Raw genomic sequence first — 25,384 nt, 5'->3', positions numbered from 1 at the left:
GTGGGGTGAAAGCCGTTATGGGCGCTCGGGGACGAGCGTGAGCGCGCGCGCGGCCGGGCCTGCCAGCAGCGGCAGCGGGCGCCCGTCGACCCAGGCGCGCTGCTGATCGCGGTAGTGGGGCGACATCGGATCGCCCGATTGCCCGGCCGGCATGTGCAGGATCCCTTCGGGCTCGCGCCCCGGCGAGACCACGAGCCGCTCGCTCGCCGCGAGCGTGTCGCTCACCAGGCGCACGCAGACGTCGCACCCCGGCAGCGGCTCGTCGGGCATGTTGAGGCGCGCGGCGAGCTCCGGCGTCACGCCGAGCGGGTGCGCGATCCGCACCCGGCTCACCGCGCCCCACGCGATCTGGTCGACGGGCCGCCCGCCGTGCTCCTCCTTGACCGCGGCGACGGCCTCCTCCAGCGCCGCGAGGACGAAGGCGTCCCAGCCGCCCTCCGGCGCCGGCACGAGATCGGCCGAGCGCTCGCTCAGCGCGCGCTGCAAGGGCGTGTCGATGTCGGGCAGCTCGAGCTCCAGGGTCGGCTCCGCGGCGCGGCTCGCGCCGAGCCACGCGGCGAACACCTCGCGGGCCAGGGCGCCGCGGAACCGATCGAGGAGCGGCAGGCCGACGCTCGACGCGTCCGCCCGGCCGTCCCACGCCGCCACCGCGCGCCGCGCCTCGGCGAGCGAGGGCCGCCTCGACACGGCCTCTCCGGTGAGCGCCCGCAGCGCGAGGTCGCGGTAGAAGCCGTAGAACTCGGCCCGCGTATCGAGCTGGAGCGAGAGCATGTCCGCCTCGGTGACCTCCCGCGCCTCGCGCAGGCGCTCGGTGATGCGGTAGGCGCGGTAGCCGTTCGCGTAGTCCCGGCCGAGCGCCGGCGCGCCCTCGCCGCGCGGCATGCGGTGGTTGGCGTTGACGACGAACCCCGACGGCGGATCCACGACGCGCGGCAGCGCGGCGGGCGGCAGGTATCCTTCCCAGCCCGCGCGCCCGTCCGCCCACGAGACGCTGACCGCGCCGTCGAAGCCGCGGCGCCGGGGCAAGCGCCCGGTCACCGTCCACGCGACGCGGCCGCTCCGGTCGGCGAGCAGGACGTTGCACCCGGGCCCGCCGGCGGTGTTCATCACGAGGGCCGCCTCGTCGACGCTCCGGGCCCGATCCATCTCGAGGAGGCCGAGGTCGACCCCCTCGGGATCGAGCGCCGTCCAGCGGATCGCGACCTTCGCGCCGAGGAGCGGCCGCGGCGCGACGGGTCCCCAGATCGTCCTCTGGGCCGTGACGGTGACGTCGGGCTCGCCGCGGACCTCGATCGTCTCCTCCGCGACCTCGAACCGCCTCCACCCCGAGGGCGTCCGGTACTCGTCGGGGCGCCCGGGGTGGACCTCGATCTGGACGAGATCCATCACGTCGCCGTCGAGGTTGGTCATCCCCCAGGCGACATGGCGGTTGGTCCCCACGATGACCATGGGCACGCCGGGCAGCACGACGCCCGCGACCTCGCTGTCGTCATAGCGGAGCTCCGCGCGATACCAGATGTTGGGGACGCCGAGCTCCAGGTGCATGTCGTTCGCGAGCAGGGCGCGGCCGTCGCGCGTCCTCTGGCCGGCCACCGCCCAGCCGTTCGAGCCGACCGGCGCCTCGCCGGAGGCCGCGCTGAGCACCCCGCCGCGCCACGCGTGCGCCCTCCGGCTCCGGGCCACGAGCGCCCGCAGCTCCTCGGCGGGCAGCGGCGGCGCCGCGGGCGCCTGCGCGCCGAGCAGCGCCCTCGTGTAAGGGTCGATGTCCTCGAGCAGGAAGGACGTCACGCCCTCCGGGAGGCTGCGCGAGAGGACCGTGCGCGTCCGCTCCAGGTCCTCGCTGACGCTGAGCGCGTCGAACATCCCCAGCACGACGAGGACGCTGTCCTCCGGGCGCCACGGCTCGGGCCGATAGCCCAGCTCCCGGAACTCGACGGGCAGCGTCTCCGCGCTCCGGAGGACCGCGTTGACGCCCTCGGCGTACGCGTCGAGCGCGGCGCGCTGGCGCTCCGGGAGGCGCGCGAGGATCGCCGACGCGGCCCGAGGAACGCCGTACAGCCGCTGCCGGGTATCGGCCGCCAGCAGATCGCGCCCGAGGATCTCCGCGAGCCGCCCTCCGCTGCTCCGGCGGAGCAGGTCGAGCTGGAACAGCCGGTCGCGCGCCGTGACGACGCCGAGGGCCCGGAGGGCGTCCTGCCGCGAGGCGGCGCGGATCGTGGGGATCCCCAGACGATCGAACGTGACCGTCACCGCGCTCTCCAGGCCCGGCACGGCCATCGCGCCGCCGGCGCCGGCCATCGCGCCGCCGGCGCGCGGCGCCGGGGCGCGGGCGCCGCCCTGGGGCCCGTCCGCGCAGCCGGCGATCGTCAGCGAGGCGAGCGCCGAGAGGAGGAGTGATTGGACTCTGCGGCTCATACCTCTTGCTCCACCGCCTTGAGGGCCTCGTGGCCGTGGGCGCCGGCGTGCTCTGCCCGCGCCGGTCGCCGCTCCGCGCCGCGCGCGGGCAGCTGCGTCAGCCGGCCGAAATCGAGCCGCAGGCAGCGATCCGCGAGCGCGAAGTACTGGTCGTCGTGGGTGATGACGAGGGCGGTCTTGCCCCGCGCCCGGAGCTCCGGGAGGAGCTCCGTGTAGAAGATCTTCCGGAACTGCGGGTCCTGGTCGGACGCCCACTCGTCGAAGACGTAGAACGGCCGATCCTCGAGGTAGGCGGTGACCAGGGCGAGGCGCTTGCGCTGCCCCTGCGACAGCCCGCTCACGCGGAGGGCGCCGCCCTCGACGCGCACCCGGCGATCGAGCTGCAGCCGCTCGATGTAGCGCCGCGCGCGCTCGTCGAGGTCGGGGCCGCTCAGGCCGAGCAGGTGCTCGAAGAGGTGGTATTCCCCGAAGACGACCGAGAAGAGCTGTCGATACTGGTCGCGGCTCGCGTCGTCGACGGGCGCGCCGTCGAGCCGTATCTCGCCGGACTCCGGCGCGTAGAGCCCGAGGAGCAGGAGCGCCAGCGTCGTCTTGCCGCTGCCGTTGCCGCCCACGAGGAACACGAGCTCGCCGGGCTCGAAGGTCAGATCGATGGGCCCGAGCTGGAAGCTCCCTTCCTCCTTCTCCCGGTAATAACGGTGCGTGACGCCGGAGAGCGTGATGCGCTGCCACGCGCGCGCGCCCTCCGCGCCGCCTGCGCGCGGCGGCGCCTCGTCCGGCGCGATCGTCGCCTCCGGCGTCAGCGAGAGCCCGAGCTCGCTCGCCTTCGCGAGCGCGACGCTGGCGCGCCCGACCGACGGCAGGAGCTCGATCGTCTGCGCGAACGGCGTCAGCAGGAAGAGCATCGCCAGCACCACGCCGGACACCGCCGGCGGCGTCAGCCCTGCCCAGCCCGGCAGGACGAACAGGGCGAGCCCGAGGACGGCGTAGAAGAGCAGCGTGCCCCAGCCCATCGCGATGGCGTACTGGGTGGTGCCCGCCACGAACTCCCGCCCGTAGGTCGCGACGCTCCCGCGGAGGACGTCGGCCAGGAACGCGCGGCTGCGCCCGCGGTGCATCTTGAGCTCCTTGATCCCGCCCGTCAGCCCGCGGAAGTGCTGGAACAGGGCGTCGCTCGTCTCGCGGGCGCGCCGGAAGGCGCCGATCGCGCGCGCCTCGTGGGCCCGGAAGAGCACGGCGCCGACCGCCATGGCGCCCAGCACGGTCGCGAGCGCCCACCACGAGATCCGCCCGATGTACGCCAGGCAGCCGAGGACGGTGGCCACGTTGACGCACAGGAGGGGCAGGAAGACGTACGCCTGGGTGATGACGGCCGGATCGTCGTTGAGCGCCGCCAGGAGCCGGTGGGGGCCGAGCTGCTCGATGTGGCGCAGCGGCGCCTCGAGGATGCGCTGGCTGAGCTGCATCCGGAGCTCCGCGATCATGGCCTGTCCCAGGCGGGTCAGGAGCACCTGGGACACGGCCCTGCTCAGCACGGCGAGGACGGCGAGCCCCGCGAAGGCCCACGCGAGCCACGCCGCGGGGCGGCCGTCCGCGGAGAGCGCCTCCTGGACGAGCGCGATGAGGCCGGCGCTCGAGAGCCCGCTGATCACGCCGGCGGCGATGGCGAGGAGCAGGGGCCGGCGCGCGCGGCGCACGAGGAAGGAGAGCACCCTCATCGTCCCTTCTCCTTCGAGGGGGCCGGCTCGCCCTTCGGGGGGGCCGGCTCGCCCTTCGGGGGGGTCGGCTCGCCGTCCGCGCGCGCCGGCGCGCGCGAGCTCCCCGCGCCGGGGAGCCGCCGCGCGGCCCGGGGCAGCGCGACCAGGGCCGGCTCGGGGCTCGCGGGCGCCTGTTGCCCTCGCGCCTCGTGGATGCGCTCCGCGAGCGCGGCCACGGTCGGCCGCTCGAAGAACTCGCGGAGCGGCACCTCCACCTGGAACGTCTCCCGGACGCGGTTGAGGATCTGCAAGGCCAGGAGCGACTCGCCGCCGAGGGCGAAGAAGTCCCTCTTCGGGTCGATGGGATCGAGGCCGAACGCCCGCGCCCAGATCGCGGTCACCTGCGCCGTGATCGCCTCGGGTGAGAGGCGCTCTGCGCCGGCGGCCGCGGCCTCGTCGCGCCCGCGCGGCGCCTCGCTGCCGGCGGCCGCGGCGGCGTCGCCGGCGCCGAGCCGCCGCGCCAGGGCGGCGCCCTCGTCGTCGCTGGGCAGGCCGTGGAGCGGGCGGACCGAGACGATCACCTGCGGCAGCGCGGCCTGGCTCAGGACGCGGTGGAAGACCTGCTGCCCCTCTTCCGGGCGCATCCCGTCGAGGATCACGTCGTCGATCCCGAGGGCCAGGAGGCGCGCCTCGGCGCGGGCCGCCATGCCGACGTTGCGCCAGCGATCGAGGTTGATGGAGACCGTGTACGGGCCTGCGCGGCGCGCGCACGCCTGCGCGTACGCGTCGAGGAACGCGTTCGCGGCCGCGTAGCCTGCGCGGGCGAGGCCGCCGCTCAGCGCGGTGATCGAGGAGCAGAGCAGGACGAAATCCGGCGCGTGGGCGCGGGCGATCTCGTCGATCGACAGCGCGCCGAGCGCCTTGGGGGCGAGCTCCGCGTCCAGGGCGTCCGCGGTCAGCCGGTCGATGAGCCCGCCGGCGGCGACCCCGGCCGCGTGGATCACGCCGTGCAGGGCGCCGAACCGGTCGAGCGCCTCGCGCGCGGCGGCGCGCATCTGGGAGGCGTCGGCGGCGTCGGCGCGCAGCGCGACGACCTCGGCGCCGGCCTGCTCGAGCGCGAGGAGCCGCGCGCGTTGCTCGTCGGTCGGCGCGGAGCGACCCGTGAGGAGGAGGCGCGCGCGCACGGTGCGGGCGAGGTAGTCCGCGAGCCAGAGGCCGATGCCTCCCAGCCCGCCGGTGATGAGGTAGACGCCGCGTTCTCGCAGCAAGGGGGGCGCCGCTTGCGCTGGCCTGAGCGGGAGCGGCTCGACGGCGGGCACCCAGCGGTGGTGGCCGCGGTAGGCGACCACGGTGTCGCCGGCGTCGGATCGCGCCTCCGCGAGGATCCGCTCGACGAGGCGATCGGCTTCGGCGGCGTCCGGGTCGGCGGCCTCGAGATCGAGCACCCGGCAGCGGACGTGCGGGTACTCCAGCGGGATGCTCCTGCAGACGCCGAGCAGCGGGGCGTGCTCGGGGCGCAGGGCTTCCCGGCCGGTCAGGTCGTGCAGGCCGCTGGCGAGCGCGACGAGGTGGGCGCCGCCGGGCTGCCTGGCCAGCGCCCGTGCCAGCCAGAGCAGGCTGGCCGAGCCGCGGCGCTGCGCTTCGCGAAATGTGTCCGGGTCGAGCTGCGTCTCGCGCGTGCCGTCGCGGCGGTCACCCGCGTCGCCAAGGCTGAAGGCGTGCACGATGCGTGTGGGCCGCGCCGCGCTTGCGTCGAGCGCGCGGAGCAGCGCGGCGTAGTCGTCTGGCTGGTCCGGGCGGAGCGTGAAGGCGCGCTCCGCGAGGCGCTCGAAGCGCTCGCCGCGCCGGACGCGGGTGACGCGCTGGCCGGCGCGCTCGAGCCGCGCCGCGAGCCGGAGGCCGAGCGCCTCCTCGTCTGCGAGGACGAGCCAGTGCGCCTCGTCGGGTCCGGTCGCGAGCGCCAGCGGCTCCAGAGGGGCGCGCTTCCACGAAGGGATGTAGAATATTCCGTCCAAACAGGACGACCCGACCCAGGTTGAAGTGGGCGACCCGACCCAGGTTGAGGTCCGCCCGACCGAGGTTGAGGTCGCCCCGACCCAGGTTGAGGTCCGCCCGACCGAGGTTGAGGTCGCCCCGACCGAGGTTGAGGTCGCCCCGACCCAGGTTGAGGTCGCCCCGACCGTCCTCGCCTCGGGGCGCTCCATCCAGTACCGCTGTCGCTCGAACGGGGTTGCTGGCAACGCGACGCGCCGCCGGCGCCGCCCCGCTTGCAGACCTCCCCAGTCCACCGCAGCGCCGGCCACCCAGATCTGCCCGACCGCGTCGAGCAGCGCCGCGCCCGCCCCTCCCGGCTCGCGCACCGCGGGCAGCGACGCCAGCGCGAGCGCCCCCGCTGCGAGCTGCCGGCTCAGCGCCGTGAGCGTTTGTCCAGGCCCGACCTCCAGAAAGATCCGTTCCCCCTGCTCCCGCAACGCCTTCACCCCGTCGGCGAAGCGGACCGCGCTGCGGAGGTGCCGGACCCAGTACCCGGGCTCCTGCGCCTCGGCCGCGGTGATCCAGGTCCCGGTGACGTTCGAGACCCACGGGATCCGCGGCGCGCGCAGCGTGACCCTGCCCACCGCCTCACGGAACGCCGCGAGCGCGCCGTCCATCAGGTGGGAGTGGAACGCCCGCGCCGTGCGCAGCCGGCGCGCCTCGATCCCGCGGTTGGCGAGCTCCTGCTCGACCCGCTGGATCGCCGCCACCGTGCCGGCCAGCACGCACTGCCGCGGCCCATTGACGGCGGCCAGCGCGACCTCATCGCCGCTCCAGCCCGCGACCTCCGACTCGGACGCAAACACCGCGAGCATCGCGCCTTCCGGCGTCGCCTCCATCAGCCGCCCCCGCGCCGCCACCAGCGCCAGGGCGTCCTCGAGCGACAGGCACCCCGCGAGGCAGGCGGCCACGTATTCGCCCACGCTGTGCCCGAGCATCGCGTCGGGCGTCACGCCCCACGCCATCCACAACCGGGCGAGCGCATACTCCACGACGAAGAGCGCCGGCTGCGTCATCGACGTCCGATCGAGGCGCCTCGCGGCGTCCTCGACGTCCGCGGGCGCGGGGAACAGCAGCGCCCGCAGGTCCGCGCCCAGGTGGCGCTGGAGCAGCGCAGCGCAGGCGTCGACCTCGGCCCGGAACACGGGCTCGGTCTCGTAGAGATCGCGGCCCATGTTGGGGCGCTGGGTGCCCTGCCCGGGGAACAGGAACGCGACCGGCCGCGCCCCGGCCACGGGCCCGCCGGAGCGCACCGCGTCGCCGCGATCGCGGAGCGCGCGCGCGGCCTCCTCGCGCGAGCGGCCCACCACCGCGCGGCGGTACCCGAACGCCCGGCGCCCGGTCTGCTGCGTGAACGCCACGTCGCCGAGATCGAGGTCGGCGTGGTCCTCCAGGTGCTCCGCGAGCGCGTCGGTCAGGCGCTCGAGCGACGCGCTCGACCGGGCCGACAGCACGAGCAGCTCGCACGGGCGCGGCGGATCCGCCGCCGGCCGGGGCGGCGCCTCTTCGAGCACGACGTGCGCGTTGGTGCCGCCGATGCCGAAGGAGCTCACGCCGGCGCGGCGCGGCGCGCCCGTGGGCGCCCACGCCGCGAGCTCGGTGGCCACGCGGAAGGGGCTGTCCTCGAGCTCGAGCGCGGGGTTCGGCGCGCGGAAGTGCAGGCTCGGCGGGATGCGCCCGTGCGCCACGGCGAGCGCCGCCTTGATCAGCCCGGTGACCCCTGCGGCCGCGTCCAGGTGCCCGACGTTGGTCTTCACCGACCCGATGGCGCAGAAGCCCCTCCGGTCGGTCGTCGCGCGGAAGACCTGGCTCAGCGCGGCGATCTCGATCGGATCGCCGAGCGGCGTCCCGGTGCCGTGCGCCTCCACGTAGGCGATGGAGTCCGCGTCGACGCCCGCGGCCGCGTGGGCGGCGCGGATCACGCCGGCCTGGCCCTCGACGCGCGGCGCGGTGTAGCCGACCTTGGCCCGGCCGTCGTTGTTGACGGCGGACCCCTTGATCACCGCGACGATCGCGTCCCGATCCGCGATGGCGTCGTCGAGCCGCTTGAGGAGGACCACGCCCACGCCGCTGCCGCCGACGGTGCCGCGGGCCCCCGCGTCGAACGCGCGGCAGTGGCCGTCGGGCGACGCGATCGCGCCTTCCTGGTAGAGGTACCCGATCTTCTGAGGGACGCTGACGGAGGCGCCGCCCGCCAGCGCCAGATCGCACTCGCCGGTGAGCAGCCCCTGGCAGGCCAGGTGCACGGCGACGAGCGACGTGGAGCACGCCGTCTGCACCGCGAGGCTCGGCCCCTGCAGGTTCAGCTTGTACGACACGCGGGTCGCGAGGAAGTCCTTGTCGAGCGAGAGGAGCGCCGCGACGTCGGCCGCCGACTGCAGCCGCGGCCCGTCGGGGAACAGGTGGGCCAGGTACCCGCTCAGGCTCGATCCGGCGTAGACGCCGACCGGCCCGCCCGCGCGCTCCGGGTCGATCCCGGCGTTCTCGAACGCCTCCCACGCGCACTCCAGGAACAGCCGGTGCTGCGGGTCCAGGGCCGCGGCCTCGCGCGGCGTGAACCCGAAGAGCTCCGCGTCGAACAGGTCGATGTCGTCGAGCACCGCCCGCGCCCGCACGTACTCGGGCCGCGCGATCAGCGCCGGATCCACGCCCGCGGCGACGAGCTCCTCCTCGGTGAGGATCGCGACGGACTCGACGCCCGCGCAGAGGTTTCGCCAGAACGCCGCCACGTCCCGCGCGCCCGGGAAGCGCCCGGCCATGCCGAGGATCGCGACGTCCAGGCCCGGGCGGGGCTCTCCGCTGCTCGCTGTGGTCATTTCTTGGTCTCCGGTCCGCCGCGCCGCCGCGCGAAGATCTCTCCGCGCCGCTGCTGCGCGGCCCTCGCCCGCTCGCCGTCCCGCTCGCCGGCCTGGGGCGCCGGCGAGGCGCTCGGGTCCTGGCTCAAGGCCTCTGCGAGCGAGGCGATGGTGGGGTGTTGAAACAGGACCAGCATCGGCAGCGCGCGGCCCACCTCCTCGCGCAGGCGGCTGTGGACCTTGGCCAGCAAGAGCGAGTGTCCGCCCAGATCGAAGAAGTTGTCGTGAATGCCGACCTGCGGGACCGAGAGCACGTCTCGCCAGAGCGCCGCGATGGTGCGCTCGAGGTCGGTTCGCGGCGGCGTCGCGGCCCTCACGGGCGCCTCGAGCTGCTCGGGCGCGGGCAGGGCGCGCCGGTCGACCTTGCCGCTCGGCGACAGCGGCATCCGCTCGAGCACGAGGATCGGCGCGGGCACCATGTAGGCCGGCAGGGCCTCGGCGAGCCACGCGCGGATCGACCTCGGCTCGGGGGCGGCGCCGCCGGCGCGGCCGGCGACGTAGGCGACGAGGCGCTTTCCGCCGTGGGCCTCGTCGCGCGCGACGACGACGGCCTCGCCGACGCCGGGGTGCTGGAGCAAGCGCGCCTCGATCTCGCCGAGCTCGACGCGCAGGCCGCGGATCTTGACCTGGTGATCGAGGCGGCCGAGGAACTCGATGGATCCATCGGGCCTGTGGCGCGCCAGATCGCCTGTCCTGTACAGCCGCCCTCCGGGGGCTGAGCCGAACGGATCGGGCACGAAGCGCTCTGCGGTCAGGTCGGGCCTCCGGTGATAGCCGCGGGCGAGGCCGACGCCGCCAATGTGGAGCTCGCCGGCGACGCCGACCGGCACCGGCTGACCGTGGCGGTCGAGCAGGTAGATCTGCGTGTTGGCGATCGGGTGTCCGATGGGCACCGAAGCGGAGGTTTCGCCTCGCGAGCAGGCCCAGGAGGTCACATCGATGGATGCCTCGGTCGGGCCATAGAGGTTGTGGAGCTCGGCATGCTCCAGCCGCTGGAAGCACCGGCGCGCGAGCTCCGCGGGCAGCGCCTCGCCGCTGCAGAGGATCCGGCGCAGCGACCTGCAGGACGGCGCGCCGGGGGTCTCCAGGAAGGCCTGGAGCATGGGCGGGACGAAGTGCACTGTGGTGACGCCGTGCCGCGTGACGAGCTCCACGAGCCGCTCGCCGTCGCGGTGGTCGCCGGGCCTGGCGACGACGAGGCCGGCGCCGGTGATCAAGGGCCAGAAGAGCTCCCAGACCGAGACATCGAAGCTGAAGGGCGTCTTCTGCAGCACCCGGTCCTCCGGGGTGAGCCCGTAGCGCTCCTGCATCCACTGCAGCCGGTTGAGCAGGCCACGGTGGCTGTTGCCGGCGCCCTTGGGCCGCCCGGTCGACCCCGAGGTGTAGATGGTGTACGCGAGGTTGTCCGGCGACAGCGGGGTCGCGAGGTTGTCTGTCGGCTCCCCGTCGATCTGGGCGCGATCCGCGTCCAGGCACAGCACCTCGGCGCCGTGCGCCGAGAGGCGCGACGCCACGGGCCACTGGCTCAGCAGGATTTGTGCCCCCGCGTCCTCGAGCATGAAGGCGACGCGGTCCGCGGGATACTCCGGGTCGATCGGCACGTAGGCGCCGCCGGCCTTGAGGACGCCGAGCAGCCCGACGACCAGCTCGACGGAGCGCTCGGCCGCGATGGCCACGAGCACGTCCGGCCCCACGCCGCGCTTCCTGAGCGCATGTGCCACCTGGTTGGCGCGCTCGTTCAGCGCTCGATAGCTCAGCCGCTTCTCCTCGAAAATCACCGCCACGGCGTCCGGCGTCCGCTCCGCCTGCGCCTCAAAGAGCTCGTGGACGCGCCGCTCGCCCGGATACGCGCGCTCGGTCGCGTTCCAGCCGGCGAGGACCTTGCCCCGCTCGGCCGCACTCATCATCGGCAGATCGGCCAGCCGGCTCTCTGGACTGGCGACCATGCCCTCGAGGAGGGCGAGGAGGTGCCGTGTCATCCGCGCGACCGTCGCGGCGTCGAAGAGATCGGTGTTGTATTCCCAGGCGCCCCGCGCTCCCCGGCCGTCCAGGGCCAGGTTGAGCACCAGATCGAACTGGGCTGTCCCGGTGTCCACCCGTTGCGCGTCGATCGACAGACCGGGGATCTCCGGCGCCGGCTCGGGCGTCGGATCCATGGCGAGCATCACATTGAACAGCGGCGTGTGGCCGAGGCTCCGCTCGATGGACAGCGCCTCAAGCACCCGCTCGAACGGCACCTCCTGGTGCGCTTGCCCCTCCGTGACCGCCGCGCGGACGCGGGCGAGGAGCTCCACGACGCTGAGATTCCCTGCGATGTCGACGCGCAGCGCCAGCGTGTTGAGAAAGCACCCGACGACGCCCTCGAGGGCCGCCCGCGACCGCGTGGCGACCGGCGTGCCGATGCAGACGTCGCTCTGGCCCGTGTACCGGTGCAGCAGCGCGAACAGCCCCGCCGCCACCGTCGTGAACAGGGTCGTGCCTGCCCGCCGTCCGAGGGCGCCGAGCCGCGCCACGAGCTCCGGCGGCAGCGCGAGCTCCTCGCGCGCGCCCGCGTAGGTCTGGACCGAGGGCCTCGGCCTGTCGGTGGGGAGCGCGAGGGGCGGCACCGGCCCCTTCAGCCGCTCGCGCCAGTAAGCGAGCTCCCGCTCGCGCGTCGCGGTCTGTTCATTACGGCGCTGCCACAGCGCGTGATCCGCCTGCTGGAGCGAGAGCTTCGCGAGCTCCGGCGAGCGCCCCGCGGAGAGCGCGCCGTAGAGCAGCGAGAGCTCCCGCAGGAGCACGTTCATCGACCAGCCGTCCGCGATCAGGTGATGGCAGGTGACCGCCAGCACGTGCTCCCGCTCGCCCTTGCGGAGCAGCGCCCAGCGCACGGGCGGCGCCTCGGCCAGGTCGAACGCGCGCCGCGCCCCCTCGCGGAGGAGCGCTCGCAGCGCCGGCTCCCGGTCCTCCTCGGCGAGGGCGCTCAGGTCCTGGACCGGCAGCGCGACCGGCGCGGGCCGCGCGATCTCCTGGACGGGCTGCCCCGCGACGGAGGGGAAGCTCGTGCGCAGCGCCTCGTGGCGGGCCACGAGCGCCGTCACCGCCTGCTCCAGGGCGCTCGTATCGAGGGCTCCGGAGAGCCGCAGCGCCGCCGCGATGTGGTAGACGGGCGCGCCTGCGACGAGCTGTTCCAGGAACCAGAGGCGCTCCTGCACGAGGGACAGCGGCAGCCGCTCCGGCCGCTCCACCTGTGTCCTCGGCGCGGCCCCGCCCGCCGCGCCGCCCGCGGGCGCGCCGGCCTGCCTCGCCTCGATCCAGGCCGCGAGCGCCGCGATCGTCGTCGACTCGAAGAGCTGCGCCGGCCCCACGTCGACGCCGAGGGCCTCGCTCACCCGGCCGCTCACCTGCATGGCCCGCAGCGAGTCGCCGCCCAGGCTCAGGAACTCCTCGTCCCGGCCGACCCGCGCGCGCCCCAGCACCTCGGCCCAGATGCCTGCCAGCGCGCCCTCCAGCGCCGACCGCGGCGGCTCCGCGCTCTCGGCCTCCACGCCCGCGCGCGCGCCGCTCGTCGACCGCCACACGGCGTCCAGAGACCCGTCCAGGAACCGGCCGCGGCACGCCCTCCGCTGCACCTTGCCGCTCGTGGTCCGCGGCAGGCTCCCCGGCTTGATGAGCACGACCGCGTGGACCGCGACCTCGTGCCGGTCGGCCACGGCGCGCTCGATCGCCGCGCCGAGCTCCGCCGGATCCGGAGGCGCCGACGCGCGCCGGCCGAGCTCCTGGACGACGACGACGCGCTCCTCGCCGTCGACCTCCACCGAGAACGCCGCGCCGCCGCCGGCGCGGAGGCCCGGGTGGCTCTCCTCCGCGGTGAGCTCGATGTCCTGCGGGTAGAGGTTGCGCCCGCGGACGATGATCAGGTCCTTGAGCCGGCCCGTCACGTACAGCTCGCCGCGCGAGAAGAACCCGAGATCGCCGGTCCGCAGGAACGGCCCCTCCCCCGTCGCCAGCCGCGCCTCGAACGTCGCCGCCGTGTCCTCCGGCCGCTCCCAGTAGCCCTGGGCCACGCTCGCGCCGGCCACCCAGATCTCCCCGACGCGCTCGTCCTCGCAGGTCCGGAGCGCCTCGGGATCGACGATCCGCACCTCGTCGCCGGCCGGCGATCCCCCGCAGCCCACGAGGGAGACGCCGGCCTCCGGATCGCGCGGGTCGAACGCCGCGCGCCCCCCTGCCAGCGCGGCGCGGTCGACGGCGCGCACGATCGGCGGCGCGTCGGCCGCTCCGCCGGTCACGAGCAGCGTCGCCTCGGCCAGGCCGTAGCAGGGATAGAACGCGTCGCGCCGGAAGCCCGCCGGCGCGAACGCCTCGGCGAAGCGGTCGAGCGTCGCCGCCCGGATCGGCTCGGCCCCGTTGAAGGCCACCTTCCATGAGCTGAGGTCGAGCCCTCCCCGCTGCTCCGGCGGGATCTTGCGGATGCACAGCTCGTAGGCGAAGTTCGGCCCGCCGCTCGTCGTGGCCCGGTAGCGCGAGATCGCGTCCAGCCAGCGCCGCGGCCTCATGAGGAACTGGTCGGGCGAGAGCTGGACGCACGGCACGCCCACGTAGAGCGGCTGCAGGATGTTGCCGATGAGCCCCATGTCGTGGTGCGGCGGCAGCCACCCGACGATCACGCTCTCCTCGGAGTGCGCGAACGCGCGCCGGATCACGAGCTCGTTGCGCAGCAGGTTGCCGTGCGTGAGCACCACGCCCTTGGGCGTCCCGGTGGAGCCCGAGGTGTACTGGAGGAACGCCACGGTCTCGGCCGTCACGCGCGGCGCTCGCCACGCGTCTCCCTGGCCGTCCCGGACCGTGTCGACGGCCACGCAGCGCAGGTGGCTCAGCTCGGCGAGGCTCGGATCGTCGCGGAGCGCCGCCACGGCGCCCAGGAACGCCTCGGTGGTGAGCACGACGCTCGGCCGGCAGTCGCGCACGATGGCCAGCACGCGGAGCAGCCCGCGCTTGCGCTGCGGCAGCGGGACGGGCACCGCGACGAGCCCCGCGTAGAGGCAGCCGAAGAAGGCGGCGATGAAGTCGAGCCCAGGCGGCAAAAGGAGGAGCGCGCGCTCCCCCGCTCGCGCGCAGCCCTCCAGCTCCGCGGCGAGCGCGCGCGCCCGGAGGTCCAGCTCGCCGTAGGACATCGAGCGCGCGTCCGTCTCCCCGTCGAGCAGGAAGGTGTAGGCGTGCCCGGACGGGCGCTGCTCCGCGCGGCGCCGGAGCAGCGCGACCAGCGTCGCGGGCTCGGCCGCGCCGCGATCGCTGATCGCGCGCGCATCGGATCGGTTCGACTCCATCGCCACCTCAGCCTCAGCTCGGAAAAAGCCCGACCACGGGCACGGCCCCGCTCACCGGGTCCTGGGCCCGAGCCCATGACGCACTGCGTCCAAGCGCAACGCGCCAGGCGCTCGCTGCGCCCGCGCGTCCGCTGGGCTCTACATGTTGAAAATGAAAATGATGATCAAGTTCTAGATGGCGGTGATATGGAACACGTGCACAAGGCGAGTCAAGAAAAAAATCTTTCCTGAACGCCGGTTCCTGGAACCAAAGATGAAATTGATTTTGGTTTTCAGGTGAGATACCGGAGTCTTCCGGACATGGCCGCCCGCCCGCTTTTCCCGCCTCGCCACGCGCCGAAGCGCGCCCCAGACCGAGGGTTGATACGGTGACGCGACGCCCTCTCGCGCTGCGGGGTTTGCTTGCGGGCGCGCTGGCTTTCCTGCTGCCCGGCGTGCCTGCGTCAGCGCACGCTCAGGACGGCAGCGCGCCGGGCGGCCTCGAGCGCGGCGGTCTCGGGGAGCGCGATCGTGACGCGAGCGCGCGCGACCCTTCTGCGGGCGCGACGGCGCCTGCGGCCAGCTCCCCGGGCGGCGAGCGCGCTCCGCCCGGGGCGGGAGACGCGCGCGTCGAGCCGCCGCGGCTCGTCGAGGGCGTGGAGCCCGAGTATCCGCCGGAGGCTCGAGCGGCACGACGGGAGGGCACGGTCGTGCTGAAGCTCCTGATCGACGCGTCGGGACGCGTGACCGAGGCCGAGATCGCGACCCCCGCGGGCCACGGCTTCGACGAGGCGGCGCGCGCGGCGGCGCGGCGGTTCCGCTTCATGCCGGCGCGCCGGGGCGGCACGCCGGTCGCCTCGCGCATCCTCTACGGCTACGACTTCCGGCTCCCCGAGGAGCCGAACGCCGAGCCCCCCTCGGCGACGGGGGGAAGCGGGGTCACGGCCACGGGCACGGCAGCGACCGCTCCCCCGCCGGCCGGGGGGCCCGACCGGGCGAACAACGCAGCTCCCCCGCCGGCCAGGGAACCTGGCCAGACGAGCACCGCCGCGCCCATCGCGGTGACCGTGCGCGGCGCCGAGGCCGAGCGCCTCCGGCAGTCCGCGCAGGCGATCACGGTCATCGAGACCGAGGAGGCGCGGCGGAGGACCGCCGACATGGGCGAGGTGCTCGCCCGCACCCAGGGCGTCGGCGTGCGGCGAAGCGCGGGGCTCGGCTCGTGGTCGCGCCTCTCGCTGAACGGCCTCACCGACGATCAGATCCGCTTCTTCCTCGACGGCGTGCCGATCGAGCTCGCCGGCTACCCGTTCGGCGTCGCGAACGTGCCCGTGAACCTGGTCGAGCGCGTCGAGATCTACCGCGGCGTGGTCCCGGTGCACTTCGGCGCCGACGCGCTGGGCGGGGCCGTCAACCTGGTCACGGATCGGGACGTCCGCGGCACCCACGGCGCGGCGTCGTACGAGATCGGCTCCTACGACACCCACCGGCTCACGCTCTCGGCGCGGCACCTGCACGAGCCGAGCGGCTTCTTCACCCGCCTGAGCGGCTTCTTCGACTACGCGAAGAACGACTACCCCGTGGACGTCGTGGTGCCGAACGAGAACACCGGGCGCGAGCAGCCCGCCCGCGCCTACCGCTTCCACGACGCCTACCGGGCGGCGGGCGGGAGCGCCGAGCTCGGCTTCGTGAACCGGCCCTGGGCGCGGCGGCTGCTCTTGCGCGCCTTCGTCACCGACCACGACAAGGAGCACCAGCACAAGTTCGGCGTCATGAAGGTGCCCTATGGGGAGGTCACGAACGGCGAGACCGCGCCGGGCGCGACGCTCCAGTACGAGCAACGGCTCGGCCGAGGCGTCGCCCTCGAAGCGCTCCTCGGGTACACGTACGGGCGCGCCACCTTCCTCGACGTCAGCGACTGCAACTACGACTGGTTCGGCCGCTGCGTCCGCAAGCGCCCCAGGCCAGGCGAGGACGAGTCGCCCCCCCGGGATCGGGTGTTCCAGGAGCACAGCGGCCTCGGCCGCCTGAGCCTCCGTTACCGGCCCCACCCGGAGCACGCGCTGCAGCTCTCCGTGTCTCCGACGTTCATCACGCGCACGGCAGAGGAGCGCAGGCAGGACAACCCGCAGGCCCGCGAGCAGCTCAGGGGCGAGCACAGCCTCTTCACCTGGGTGCACGGCGTCGAGCACCAGCTCAACCTGCTCGACGATCGCCTGGAGAACCGCTTCTTCGTGAAGGACTACGTGCAGCTGCTCCGCATGAGGGGGCGCCTCCCGGGGCTCCACGGGCGCTTCGACCGGCGGGAGCGCGACACCCATCGCCTCGGCGTCGGCGACGGCCTCCGCTATCGCCTCTCCGGGTGGCTCTACGCCAAGGCGTCGTACGAGTGGGCGACGCGGCTCCCGCGGCCCGTCGAGGTGTTCGGCGACGGGGCGATGATCGTCGCCAACCTCGCGCTCAAGCCCGAGACGAGCCACAACGGGAACCTCGGCTTCACGATCGACGCGCGCGACACCGCGTCGGGCGCGTGGCGGCTCGACGCGAACGGCTTCGTCCGCGCGGTCGAGCGGCTCATCGTGCTGAACAACCGCACGGACTCGATCCAGTACATCCACGTCTCGGGGGCCCGGTCGCTGGGCGTCGAGGCCGCCGCGGGCTGGACGTCGCCGGGAGAGCACGTCGCCCTCGACGGCAACATCACCTACGACGATTTTCGCAAGACGTCCGACGAGGGGAACTTCGCCCGCTCCGAGGGCGAACGGATGCCGAACCGCCCGTGGCTCTTCGCCAACGGCTCGGCGCGCGTGCAGCTCCAGGAGGTCGTCGCGCCGCGCGACACGCTCTCGCTCACCTGGGACACGCGCTACGTGCACGGGTTCTACCTCGGCTTCGCGAACTGGGGGCGGGTCGAGTCCAAGGCCAGGGTGCCCTCGCAGCTCCTGCACTCGATCGCGCTCACCTACGTCGCGCGCGACGAGCCGCGCTCGGTGAGCTTCACCCTCGAGGCCCACAACCTCACCGACGAGCGGGCCTCCGATTTCTACGGTATCCAGCGCCCCGGGCGGACGTTGTTCTCCAAGGCGACGCTGGAGATGTGACGACGACGATGTCGAGGCGAGCCCCGTCGCGCGCACGACAGGAGAGAACACGGATGAGTGTGGTTCAGCGGAAGCAGCGATCATCGAACCGAACGAGCGCGACGGCCTTCGCGCTCGTGCTCCTGACCGGCGCGCCCTCCGGCGGCTGCGCGGCCGACGAGGCGTCGAGCCCCGTCGACCAGCGCGGTAGCGACGGCGGCGACGCGTTCGTGGTCGCCACGCGCGTCTGGGACGACACCGCGACCAACTCCTACTTTCACGTGCTGCCGTCGATCGATCCGGGCACGGAGGTCGACCCGTCCCAGGCGCTCGAGGTCCCCGGATCGGCACGGCTGTTCGCGTTCGAGGGGCTGGGCTGGTTCGGCATCGGGGAGGCCCAGGCGCCGACGATCTCGCGTTACACGCTCGAAGGCGGCGCGCTCGTCAAGGGAGACGCGATCAGCTTCCAGCCCTTCGGCGTGAAGAGCCTCTGGCCCACGAATTACGTCATCTCTCCGGCGAAGGTCTATCATCCGGATCGCGCGGGCGAGCAGATCGTCGTGTGGAACCCCACGACGATGGAGGTAGAAGGGACGATCCCGCTGCCGGACACGCACCGCGAGGGCTACCTGGCGCTGTACGGATACGGGGCCGTCCTGCGCGGCAAGACGCTGCTCGTCTCGGTGGGGTGGGTCGACTGGAGCACGACCGACACCATCCTCCCGGAGACCGGGCTCGTCGCGATCGACACCGAGACGGACACCGTCGTGCGGTTCGACGTCGACGACCGGTGCGGCGGGATCACGCAGCCCGTCGAGACGGCCTCTGGCGACGCCTACTTCGTGAGCTCGGGCCTCGCGGGGGCGGCCCATCACCTCGAGCGCCTGGACACCGAGCCCTGCGCGCTGCGCGTCCTGAAGGACGCGGACGCCTTCGATCCGGACTTCGCCCTGCTCCTCGGCGAGCTGACGGGCGGCGCGATCGCGGGCGATCCCATCCCCGCGGGCGGGAACAGCCTCTTCCTCCGGGTGTTCGACGAGGGCCTCGCCACGATCGGCGAGGAGACCAAGATGTCCGAGGTCACGGGCCAGCCGGCGTGGCGCTGGTGGCGGTGGGACACCGCGACGAACGAGGCCGCCGCGATCCCGGAGCTGGCCCCCTCGCCCGCGAACGTCTCCTTCTTCGATGTCGACGGCCGGGTCTTCACGATCGACGAGGAGAGCGGCTCCACGGAGAGCACGCTGATCGAGCTCACGGCCGAGGGCGGCCCGAAGCTCGGCCTGACGACGCCGGGCTACCTGCACGGCCTGGCGAAGGTGCGATAGCGCGCGCGGCGCGCAGCGCTCCGCGCGAGGGGACAGGGTGACCCGCGATGGCCAGGAAGCTCTCCCGACATGCCTTCACGACCTTCTGGGACGTGCACGCCTGGGCCGGCGTGCTCGGTGGGCTCTTGCTCTACGTGATGTTCCTGTCGGGGGGGATCACGCTCTTCCGGAGGCAGCTCGCGGTGTGGGAGGAGCCCCTGACCCAGCAGCGCTCCTCGATCGAGCGGACGGGGCTCCAGGCCGTGCTCGATCGGGGGATCGCCGCCGCGGGCACGACGCCCGAGCAGATCTGGCTCGATCTGCCGGAGGGGGGGCTGGGCGCCGCGCGGATCCAGTACCACGCGCAGGGCGAGGCGGTCTCGTCGTGGGTCCACGAGGAGGTCGTGCCCGAGCGCGAGCGGCTGTCCGACTTCCTCTATGATCTGCACTATCTCTGGCACAGGGCGACCGGCGATTGGCTGTTCTATCTCGGCGGCCTCCTGTGCGTCGCGCTCCTGCTCGCGCTGGCGACCGGCGTGCTCATCCACCTGAAGGACATCGTCCGGCAGCTTCATCAGTTCCGGCCGGACAAGCGGCGCCGTGTCCTGTGGTCGGACATGCACAAGGTGCTCGGCGTGATGGGCTTGCCGTTTCAGGTCCTGTACGCATACACCGGCGCGTTCTTCGTGTTCCTGGGGGTGCTCGTCCAGGTGTTCACGGGTCCCGTGTTCGGTGGAGACGCCGCGCGGGCGGACCTCTCGGCCTGGGGGGCGTCGTTCGCGGACGAGCCGGCGCGCGGGGCGCCCGCTCGCGGCCTGACGCTGGACGAGCTCGCGGCGCGCGCGCGCGCGGCGGAGCCCCGCCTCGTGCCCGAGAGGCTCCGTATCCGGCACCATGGCCTCGACAGCGGGACCGTCGAGCTCCGCGGATCGATCGAGGGCGTCCCGTTCGCGCGCGGCGTCGTGCGCCTGCGGGCGATCGACGGCGCGGTCCTCTCGCTCGACGCGCCGGGCGCCGAGGGCGCGCGCAGCGGCGCGCTCCGGTGGATGTATGGCCTCCATTACGCCGATTTCGGCGGCATCACGCTCCGGATCCTGTTCTTCGTGCTCGCCCTGGCGACGTGCGCCACGATCCTCACCGGCAACTGGATCTGGCTCGCTCGACGGGAGGCGCGGCGCGAGAGCCTCGGCAACCGCCTCCTCGCGCGGCTCACCGTGGGCTTGGGCGCGGGGACCGTCGTCGCGATCGCGGCGCTCTTCCTCTCGAGCCGGGCGTTCCCGCTCGACTGGAGCGCCCGCGCGGCGGCCGAGGATCTCACGTTCGTCGTGGTGCTCGGGCTCTGCGTCGCGTGGGCGCTCGCCGCGCGTGACGGCGGGCGCCTCTTCTGGCAGCAGCTCGGGCTCGCGGGGCTCTTGCTGCTGCCGGTCCCCGCGCTCGCGGCGCGCTGGTCCGGCGCGGGGCTCTTCGGCGCGGGGCAGAAGCTCGGCGCCGTGGTGGCCGTCGACGTCGCGCTCCTCTTGACCGCCGCGGCGCTCTGCGCCTCGACCTGGGCGCTCCGCCGGGCGGCCCTGCGGCACGCGGCGCCGCCGCAGGCGACGCGGGGCGGGGCGCCGGCGCCGCTCTCGGCCGGGGCGCCTGCGCCGCTCTCGCACGGCGGGGCGGGGCTCATGGCCAGGCGCCAGACGGCGTCCCATGGTTGAGGCCGCGTCGGTGCTGGCGGCGTATCTCGCCTTCGCCTTGCTGCACGCGGCGCGGCCCGAGCGCATCCCGTTCGGCGTCGCGACGCGGCTGCGCGGCAGGCGCGCGTGGCGCGTCGCGGCCCGGATCCTGGCGGTCGCCTCCTTCTCGCTGTCGGTCGCGCTCTGGGGCCGGGTGGAGGGGGGCCCCGCGGCGTTCCTCGTCGCCCTCGCGGCGCTGATGGTCGCGGCCACCCTCTTCGTCCTGCTCGCGCCGATCTGGCCGCGCGCCGTCTTTGGCCTCGCCCTGCTGTGCCCGCCGGCGATCGTCGCGCTCTCGCTCCTCGGAGCGCGCCATGGCTAGCCCCCGGCTCGCCCGCCTCGAGGCCCCGCTGCGCGTCGCCGCGGCGCTGGTCGGGACCCTGCCGGTCGCCGTCCTGTCGGCCGTGTGCCTCGCGCGGCTCGTCCCGCTCTCCGAGGGCGCGCGGGGCGCCCTCGGCTTCTCGCTCGCGGTTCCGCTGTGGGTCGCGGCGATGTGCGTCGCCTTCCTGGCCCGCAGCGCGGCGCGGGCGTGGGGGGTCTGCGCGGCGCTCACCGCCGCGCTCGCCGCGATCGCGTACGGCGTCCCGCTGTGACCGGGCACGCTCACGAGGCCACGCAACGGACCCACGCGCAAACGAGTTGTTCCAGCCCGGACAGACGCAAACGTCCGCGCGTCCTCGCGCCGCACCACAAACGTTCCCGTCGTCACCGCTTCCCCGCATAATCGGCCACCACATGACCACCGCTCCCCCCGACCTGCGCGGGAAGACCGTGCTCATCACCGGCGCGAACCAGGGCATCGGAAAGGCCGCCGCCGTGGAGCTCGCCAGGAAGGGCGCGAAGCTCGTCCTGCTCTGCCGCAACCCCGAGAAGGCGCGGGCGGCGATGGCGGACATCCAGGCGGCGTCTGGCAACCGCGACATCTCCCTGATCCTGGCCGATCTCTCCTCGCTCGAGGAGACGCGCCGGGCCGCCGCCGAGCTCCTCGACCGGCACGACCGGCTCGACGTCCTCCTCAACAACGCCGGCGTCATCACCACCTCGCGCCGGCTGAGCGCGGACGGCCACGAGCTCACCTTCGCGACCAACCACCTCGGCGCCTTCCTGCTCACGAAGCTCCTGCTCGACAGGCTCAAGGCGAGCCCGTCGGGCCGGATCGTCAACGTGAGCTCCGAGGCGCACCGGCGCGGCCAGATCCACTTCGACGATCTCCAGCTCACGAGCAACTGGAGCTCCTTCCGGGCGTATTGCCAGTCGAAGCTCGCCAACATCCTGTTCACGTCCGAGCTCGCCCGCCGCCTCGATGGCACGAGCGTGACGGCCAACAGCCTCCACCCCGGCGTGGTCGCCTCCGGCTTCGGCAGGGGCGAGGGGGGCGCCTTCGCGCTCCTCGTGAAGCTCGCGGGCTTCTTCATGATCAGCCCCGAGAAGGGCGCGATCACCTCGGTGTACCTCTGCTCTTCCCCCGAGGTCGCCGGCGTCAGCGGGAAGTACTTCGACAAGTGCAAGGAGCGCTCCCCCTCGGTCGCCGCGCAGAGCCAGGGCGACGCCAAGCGCCTCTGGGACCTCAGCGAAGAGCTCACGGCCTAGCACGACCGCCGCACGCCGCGGGACCTCCGCGAGCTCCGATGAGCGGGCGGACGCCGAGACCTCGTTCCTTTCCTGGCGCCTCGACGGCTGGGATGCCTGCTCTCTTCAGGCGGCTTCAACCCGCCTGTCGCTGGCGTCGAGGCGCCCGAGGCTCACCCCCCGTCCCGCAACGACCACGGCGGGCCCTCGGAGGGTGATGCTCGTCGCGCGCGCCGCCCGCCTTGTCGAGCCCGGCCGCGCCTGCTAATGAACACGTTCAGTGAACGCGTTCGGCGAAAAGAGGCCCCCGAGGCCGGCGAGGAAGCGCGACGCGCAGAAGGAGGAGACGCGCGCGCGGATCCTGGAGGTCGCGCGCGCCCACTTCGAGCGCGACGGCTTCGACGGGGCGAGCGTCCGCGCGATCGCGGCGGGCGCGGGCGTCGCCGCCGGCACGGTGCTCCTCCACTTCGAGGACAAGCGCGATCTGCTCCACGCGGCGCTGTTCGACGACCTCGAGGCCATGATCGAGCGCGCCCTCGCGGCGCGCGGGAGGGGTCGGCTCGAGGCCCGCCTCCGCGCCCTGGCGCGCCCGTTCTTCGCGTACTACGCGGCGCGGCCGGCGCTCTCGAAGGCGCTCCTCCGGGAGGCGCTGCTCGCCGACTCGCCCTGGCGCGAGCGGTTCACCGCGCAGGTCGCGCGCGTGCACGCGCGCATCGTCGGCCTCGCCGAGGCCGCCAGGGCGCGCGGGGAGATCGCGGCGGACACCGACGCCGCGCTGCTCGGGGCCGCGTTCTTTTCCTTCTACTACTTCGCGCTGATCGGCTGGGTGCAGGGTGCGCTCGCCGATCCCGAGCCGCTCTTCGAGCGGCTCCTGTCCGAGCACATGCGCGGCGTCGCCCGAGGGGCCGCGCGGAGACGGAGGAGGCCCGATGACGACGATGTTCCGTGACGAGCAGGCGCGCGCGACGATCGAGGCGGCTTACGAGCGCTTCCGCGCGCGCGTCCCGGGGACGAGCGCCCGCACCGTGGCGACGCGCTTCGGCGACACGCACGTCCTCCTGGCGGGCCGCGCGGACGCGCCGCCCCTCGTGGTGCTGCACGGCGCCCTCGCGAGCTCCGCGCACGTCATGGGCGAGCTCGGGCCGCTCCGCGACCGCTTCCGCGTGATCGCGCCCGACGTCATCGGCCAGTCGGTGAAGAGCGCGGACGCGCGGCTGCCCCTCGACGGGCCCGCGTACGGCGAGTGGCTGGTCGACGTGCTCGACGCGCTCGGCCTCGCGCGCCCGCACGTCTACGGCGTGAGCTGGGGCGGCTTCGTCGCGCGCAAGCTCGCGGAGCTCGCGCCGGAGCGCATCGACCGGCTCGTGCTGCTCGTGCCCGCCGGGGTCGTCGCGGGCTCGGCGTGGAGGGGGTTCATCGAGGTCGGCATCCCGATGGCCCTCTACCGCGCGTTCCCGAGCGAGGCCCGCCTGCGCCGCCTCGCTCGACCGCTGTTCACGACGACCGACGACGGCTGGGTCCCCTACTTCGGCGAGGCGATCCGGAGCTACCGGCTCGACTTCCGCGTGCCGCCGCTCGCGACGCCCGGGCCGCTCGCGAGGTTCACGCGGCCGACGCTCGTGTTCGGCGCGAGCGACGATCTCAGCTTTCCGGGCCAGGCGCTGCTCGCGCGGGTGAGGGCGCTGATCCCGCACGCCGAGACGGAGCTGCTCGAGGGGAGCCGGCACGCGCCGCCCACCGACGACGCGTTCCGGCGCCGGCTCGGCGACCGCATCACGCGGTTCCTCTTGGCCGGCGGCGCGGCCGAGCTCGCCGCGCCGGCGGGGGCGTGAGCTCTCGCCGGCGCACCTGAGGAGCCGGCGCATCGCCGGCTCCTCAGGTGCGCCGCGCCCTCCCTCGTGCGTGACCGCGCGATCCCGACTTGCGTCCTCGCGCACTCCCACGCTCGACGCCAGCCCCTCCACGCCCTCTCGCACGCGGCGCCGGGGCTCGCGCCCGCGATGCGCTGATTGACAGGAACATGTCAACATGGCAGAACCCTGCGCATGGCGAGGCTCACGCCGGCGGCGGCCGCGTTCAGCGAGCTCCTGATCGAGGTGTTCCGGCTCAACGGCCTGGCGCTCGAGGCCGGGGATCGCCTGGCGAAGCCGGCGGGGCTCACGAGCGCGCGCTGGCAGGTGCTCGGCGTGGTGGATCACGGCCCGGCGCCGGTCTCGAACGTCGCGCGGACGATGGGGCTACGGCGGCAGAGCGTGCAGCAGGTCGCGGACGCGCTGGAGCGCGACGGCTTCATCGAGTACGTGGACAACCCGCACCACCGCACGGCCCGGCTCATCGCGCTGACGGCGGCGGGGCGCGCGGCGCTGCGCGAGGTCGAGGCGCGCCACGCCACGTGGGCGAACCGGCTGGGCAAGCGGCTCGACCTGGAGGGCCTGCGCGCGGCGGTGGACGCGCTGCGCGGGGCCCGGCGGGCGCTCGGGGAAGAGGAGGCGCCGTCGCCCCGGCGGCGGGCTCGAAAGGGGTGACTTCATGGGCGAGGTGACGATGATTCCCGTGCTCCCGTGCGTGTCGATGGCCGAGACGCTGGCCTTCTATCGACGGCTCGGCTTCGAGGTCACCCACGAGCAGACGTCGCCGAACGTGTACGCGGCGACGCGCCGCGGCGACATCCATCTGCACTTCATGGGGCTCAAGAAGCTGGATCCCGGCCCGTCGTACAGCACGTGCCTGGCGCTCGTCCCCGAGGTCGAGGGCCTGCACCAGGCGTTCGCGGACGGCCTGCGACAGGCCTACGGCAAGCTGCCGCTCACCGGCGTTCCCCGGATCACGCGCATGAGGAAGGGCCAGAGTCGCTTCACCGTGGTCGACGTCGCCGGCAACTCGGTGATCTTCATCAAGCGGGACGCGCCGGAGGAGGACGACGAGGGCGCCTCCGGGTCGCGCTCGAACACCAGGCTGGGCCGGGCGCTCCGCGCGGCGGCGCGCCTGCGCGACTTCAAGAACGACGACGCCGCGGCCGCCAAGGTCCTCGACGTGGCGCTGGCCCACGACGAGCCCGCCGCCCCGCTCGAGCGCGCCCACGCCCTCGCGGCCCGGCTCGAGCTCGCGGTCGTGCTGGGGGAAGAGGCGCGCGCGCGCTCCCTGCGCGCCGAGCTCGACGGGGTGCCGCTCTCCGAGGAGGAGCGGGCGCAGATCCGGGGCGCGCTGGACGACCTGGACGCGCTCGATCCGGCCCGGCGTTGACGCCCCGGTGGCACGCGCGCCGGCGGTGCGCCAGCCTGCGTCGAGGGCAGCGGGCGCCAGGCGCCGCAGCCCCCTGGGTGCTCACCGGGCGCCGGCGCGCCGATTCCCTGCATCCATCCGCCCCGATCCCCGTCCTTCCAGGGGAGGAGACCCGAGATGACCGACCGAACCACCGATCCGACCC

General features: G+C 74.1%; 14 protein-coding genes. 10 read left to right on the top strand and 4 right to left on the bottom strand.

All coding sequences use genetic code 11. The annotated features are described in order from the left end of the window. Positions 1 to 15: 15 nt before the first annotated feature. From WMF31_RS14985 to WMF31_RS14970, 4 genes are read right to left on the bottom strand one after another with little or no spacing between them, the layout of a single operon-like run. Entirely contained in the window at positions 16 to 2,415 is a 2,400-nt protein-coding gene (locus tag WMF31_RS14985) for a penicillin acylase family protein (protein ID WP_436602601.1), read from the bottom strand. Further along, positions 2,412 to 4,133 carry a cyclic peptide export ABC transporter gene (locus WMF31_RS14980; protein ID WP_436602600.1) on the bottom strand — a complete coding sequence of 574 codons (1,722 nt, stop codon included), beginning with the start codon at positions 4,131 to 4,133 and terminating at the stop codon, positions 2,412 to 2,414. The genes WMF31_RS14985 and WMF31_RS14980 overlap by 4 nt, the downstream gene beginning before the upstream one ends. Continuing rightward, positions 4,130 to 8,962: an SDR family NAD(P)-dependent oxidoreductase gene (locus WMF31_RS14975; RefSeq protein WP_436602599.1), complete on the bottom strand. Its 4,833-nt coding sequence runs from the start codon at positions 8,960 to 8,962 to the stop codon at positions 4,130 to 4,132. The genes WMF31_RS14980 and WMF31_RS14975 overlap by 4 nt, the downstream gene beginning before the upstream one ends. After that, a complete protein-coding gene (locus tag WMF31_RS14970) occupies positions 8,959 to 14,310 on the bottom strand; it encodes an amino acid adenylation domain-containing protein (RefSeq protein WP_436602598.1) in 5,352 nt (1,783 codons plus the stop codon). Before WMF31_RS14970 ends, WMF31_RS14975 begins: the two co-directional genes overlap by 4 nt. 368 nt (positions 14,311 to 14,678) lie before the next feature. Between WMF31_RS14970 and mxcH the strand changes: the two genes are divergently transcribed. From mxcH to WMF31_RS14920, 10 genes are all read left to right on the top strand, one after another. Then, positions 14,679 to 17,387 (top strand): TonB-dependent siderophore myxochelin receptor MxcH, encoded by a 2,709-nt coding sequence (mxcH, locus tag WMF31_RS14965; protein WP_436602597.1) that lies wholly within the window; start codon positions 14,679 to 14,681, stop codon positions 17,385 to 17,387. A 53-nt stretch (positions 17,388 to 17,440) separates the two neighbouring features. Then, positions 17,441 to 18,691, top strand: coding sequence for a hypothetical protein (locus tag WMF31_RS14960; protein WP_436602596.1), 1,251 nt, complete (start codon positions 17,441 to 17,443; stop codon positions 18,689 to 18,691). 47 nt (positions 18,692 to 18,738) lie between these two features. Then, positions 18,739 to 20,370 (top strand): PepSY-associated TM helix domain-containing protein, encoded by a 1,632-nt coding sequence (locus WMF31_RS14955; RefSeq protein ID WP_436602595.1) that lies wholly within the window; start codon positions 18,739 to 18,741, stop codon positions 20,368 to 20,370. Continuing rightward, entirely contained in the window at positions 20,363 to 20,710 is a 348-nt protein-coding gene (locus WMF31_RS14950) for a hypothetical protein (RefSeq protein ID WP_436602594.1), read from the top strand. Before WMF31_RS14955 ends, WMF31_RS14950 begins: the two co-directional genes overlap by 8 nt. Then, the gene (locus WMF31_RS14945) at positions 20,703 to 20,981 is read left to right on the top strand and encodes a hypothetical protein (protein ID WP_436602593.1); all 279 of its coding nucleotides are present in this window, start codon (positions 20,703 to 20,705) and stop codon (positions 20,979 to 20,981) included. Before WMF31_RS14950 ends, WMF31_RS14945 begins: the two co-directional genes overlap by 8 nt. 142 nt (positions 20,982 to 21,123) lie before the next feature. Next, positions 21,124 to 21,978, top strand: a complete 855-nt coding sequence (locus WMF31_RS14940) for an SDR family oxidoreductase (RefSeq protein WP_436602592.1) — start codon at positions 21,124 to 21,126, stop codon at positions 21,976 to 21,978. Between the two features lie 259 nt (positions 21,979 to 22,237). Then, entirely contained in the window at positions 22,238 to 22,906 is a 669-nt protein-coding gene (locus tag WMF31_RS14935; protein WP_436602591.1) for a TetR/AcrR family transcriptional regulator, read from the top strand. Beyond that, entirely contained in the window at positions 22,887 to 23,789 is a 903-nt protein-coding gene (locus WMF31_RS14930) for an alpha/beta fold hydrolase (RefSeq protein WP_436602590.1), read from the top strand. The genes WMF31_RS14935 and WMF31_RS14930 overlap by 20 nt, the downstream gene beginning before the upstream one ends. Positions 23,790 to 24,002: 213 nt before the next feature. Then, the gene (locus WMF31_RS14925) at positions 24,003 to 24,482 is read left to right on the top strand and encodes a MarR family winged helix-turn-helix transcriptional regulator (protein ID WP_436602589.1); all 480 of its coding nucleotides are present in this window, start codon (positions 24,003 to 24,005) and stop codon (positions 24,480 to 24,482) included. Between the two features lie 4 nt (positions 24,483 to 24,486). Then, positions 24,487 to 25,200: a hypothetical protein gene (locus WMF31_RS14920; RefSeq protein ID WP_436602588.1), complete on the top strand. Its 714-nt coding sequence runs from the start codon at positions 24,487 to 24,489 to the stop codon at positions 25,198 to 25,200. Positions 25,201 to 25,384: the final 184 nt, after the last annotated feature.

Origin of the sequence: Sorangium sp. So ce1036 (genome assembly GCF_051369805.1) — a bacterium.
Lineage (GTDB): Bacteria > Myxococcota_A > Polyangia > Polyangiales > Polyangiaceae > Sorangium > Sorangium cellulosum_F.
This window is presented reverse-complemented; position numbering and strand designations above follow the sequence as displayed.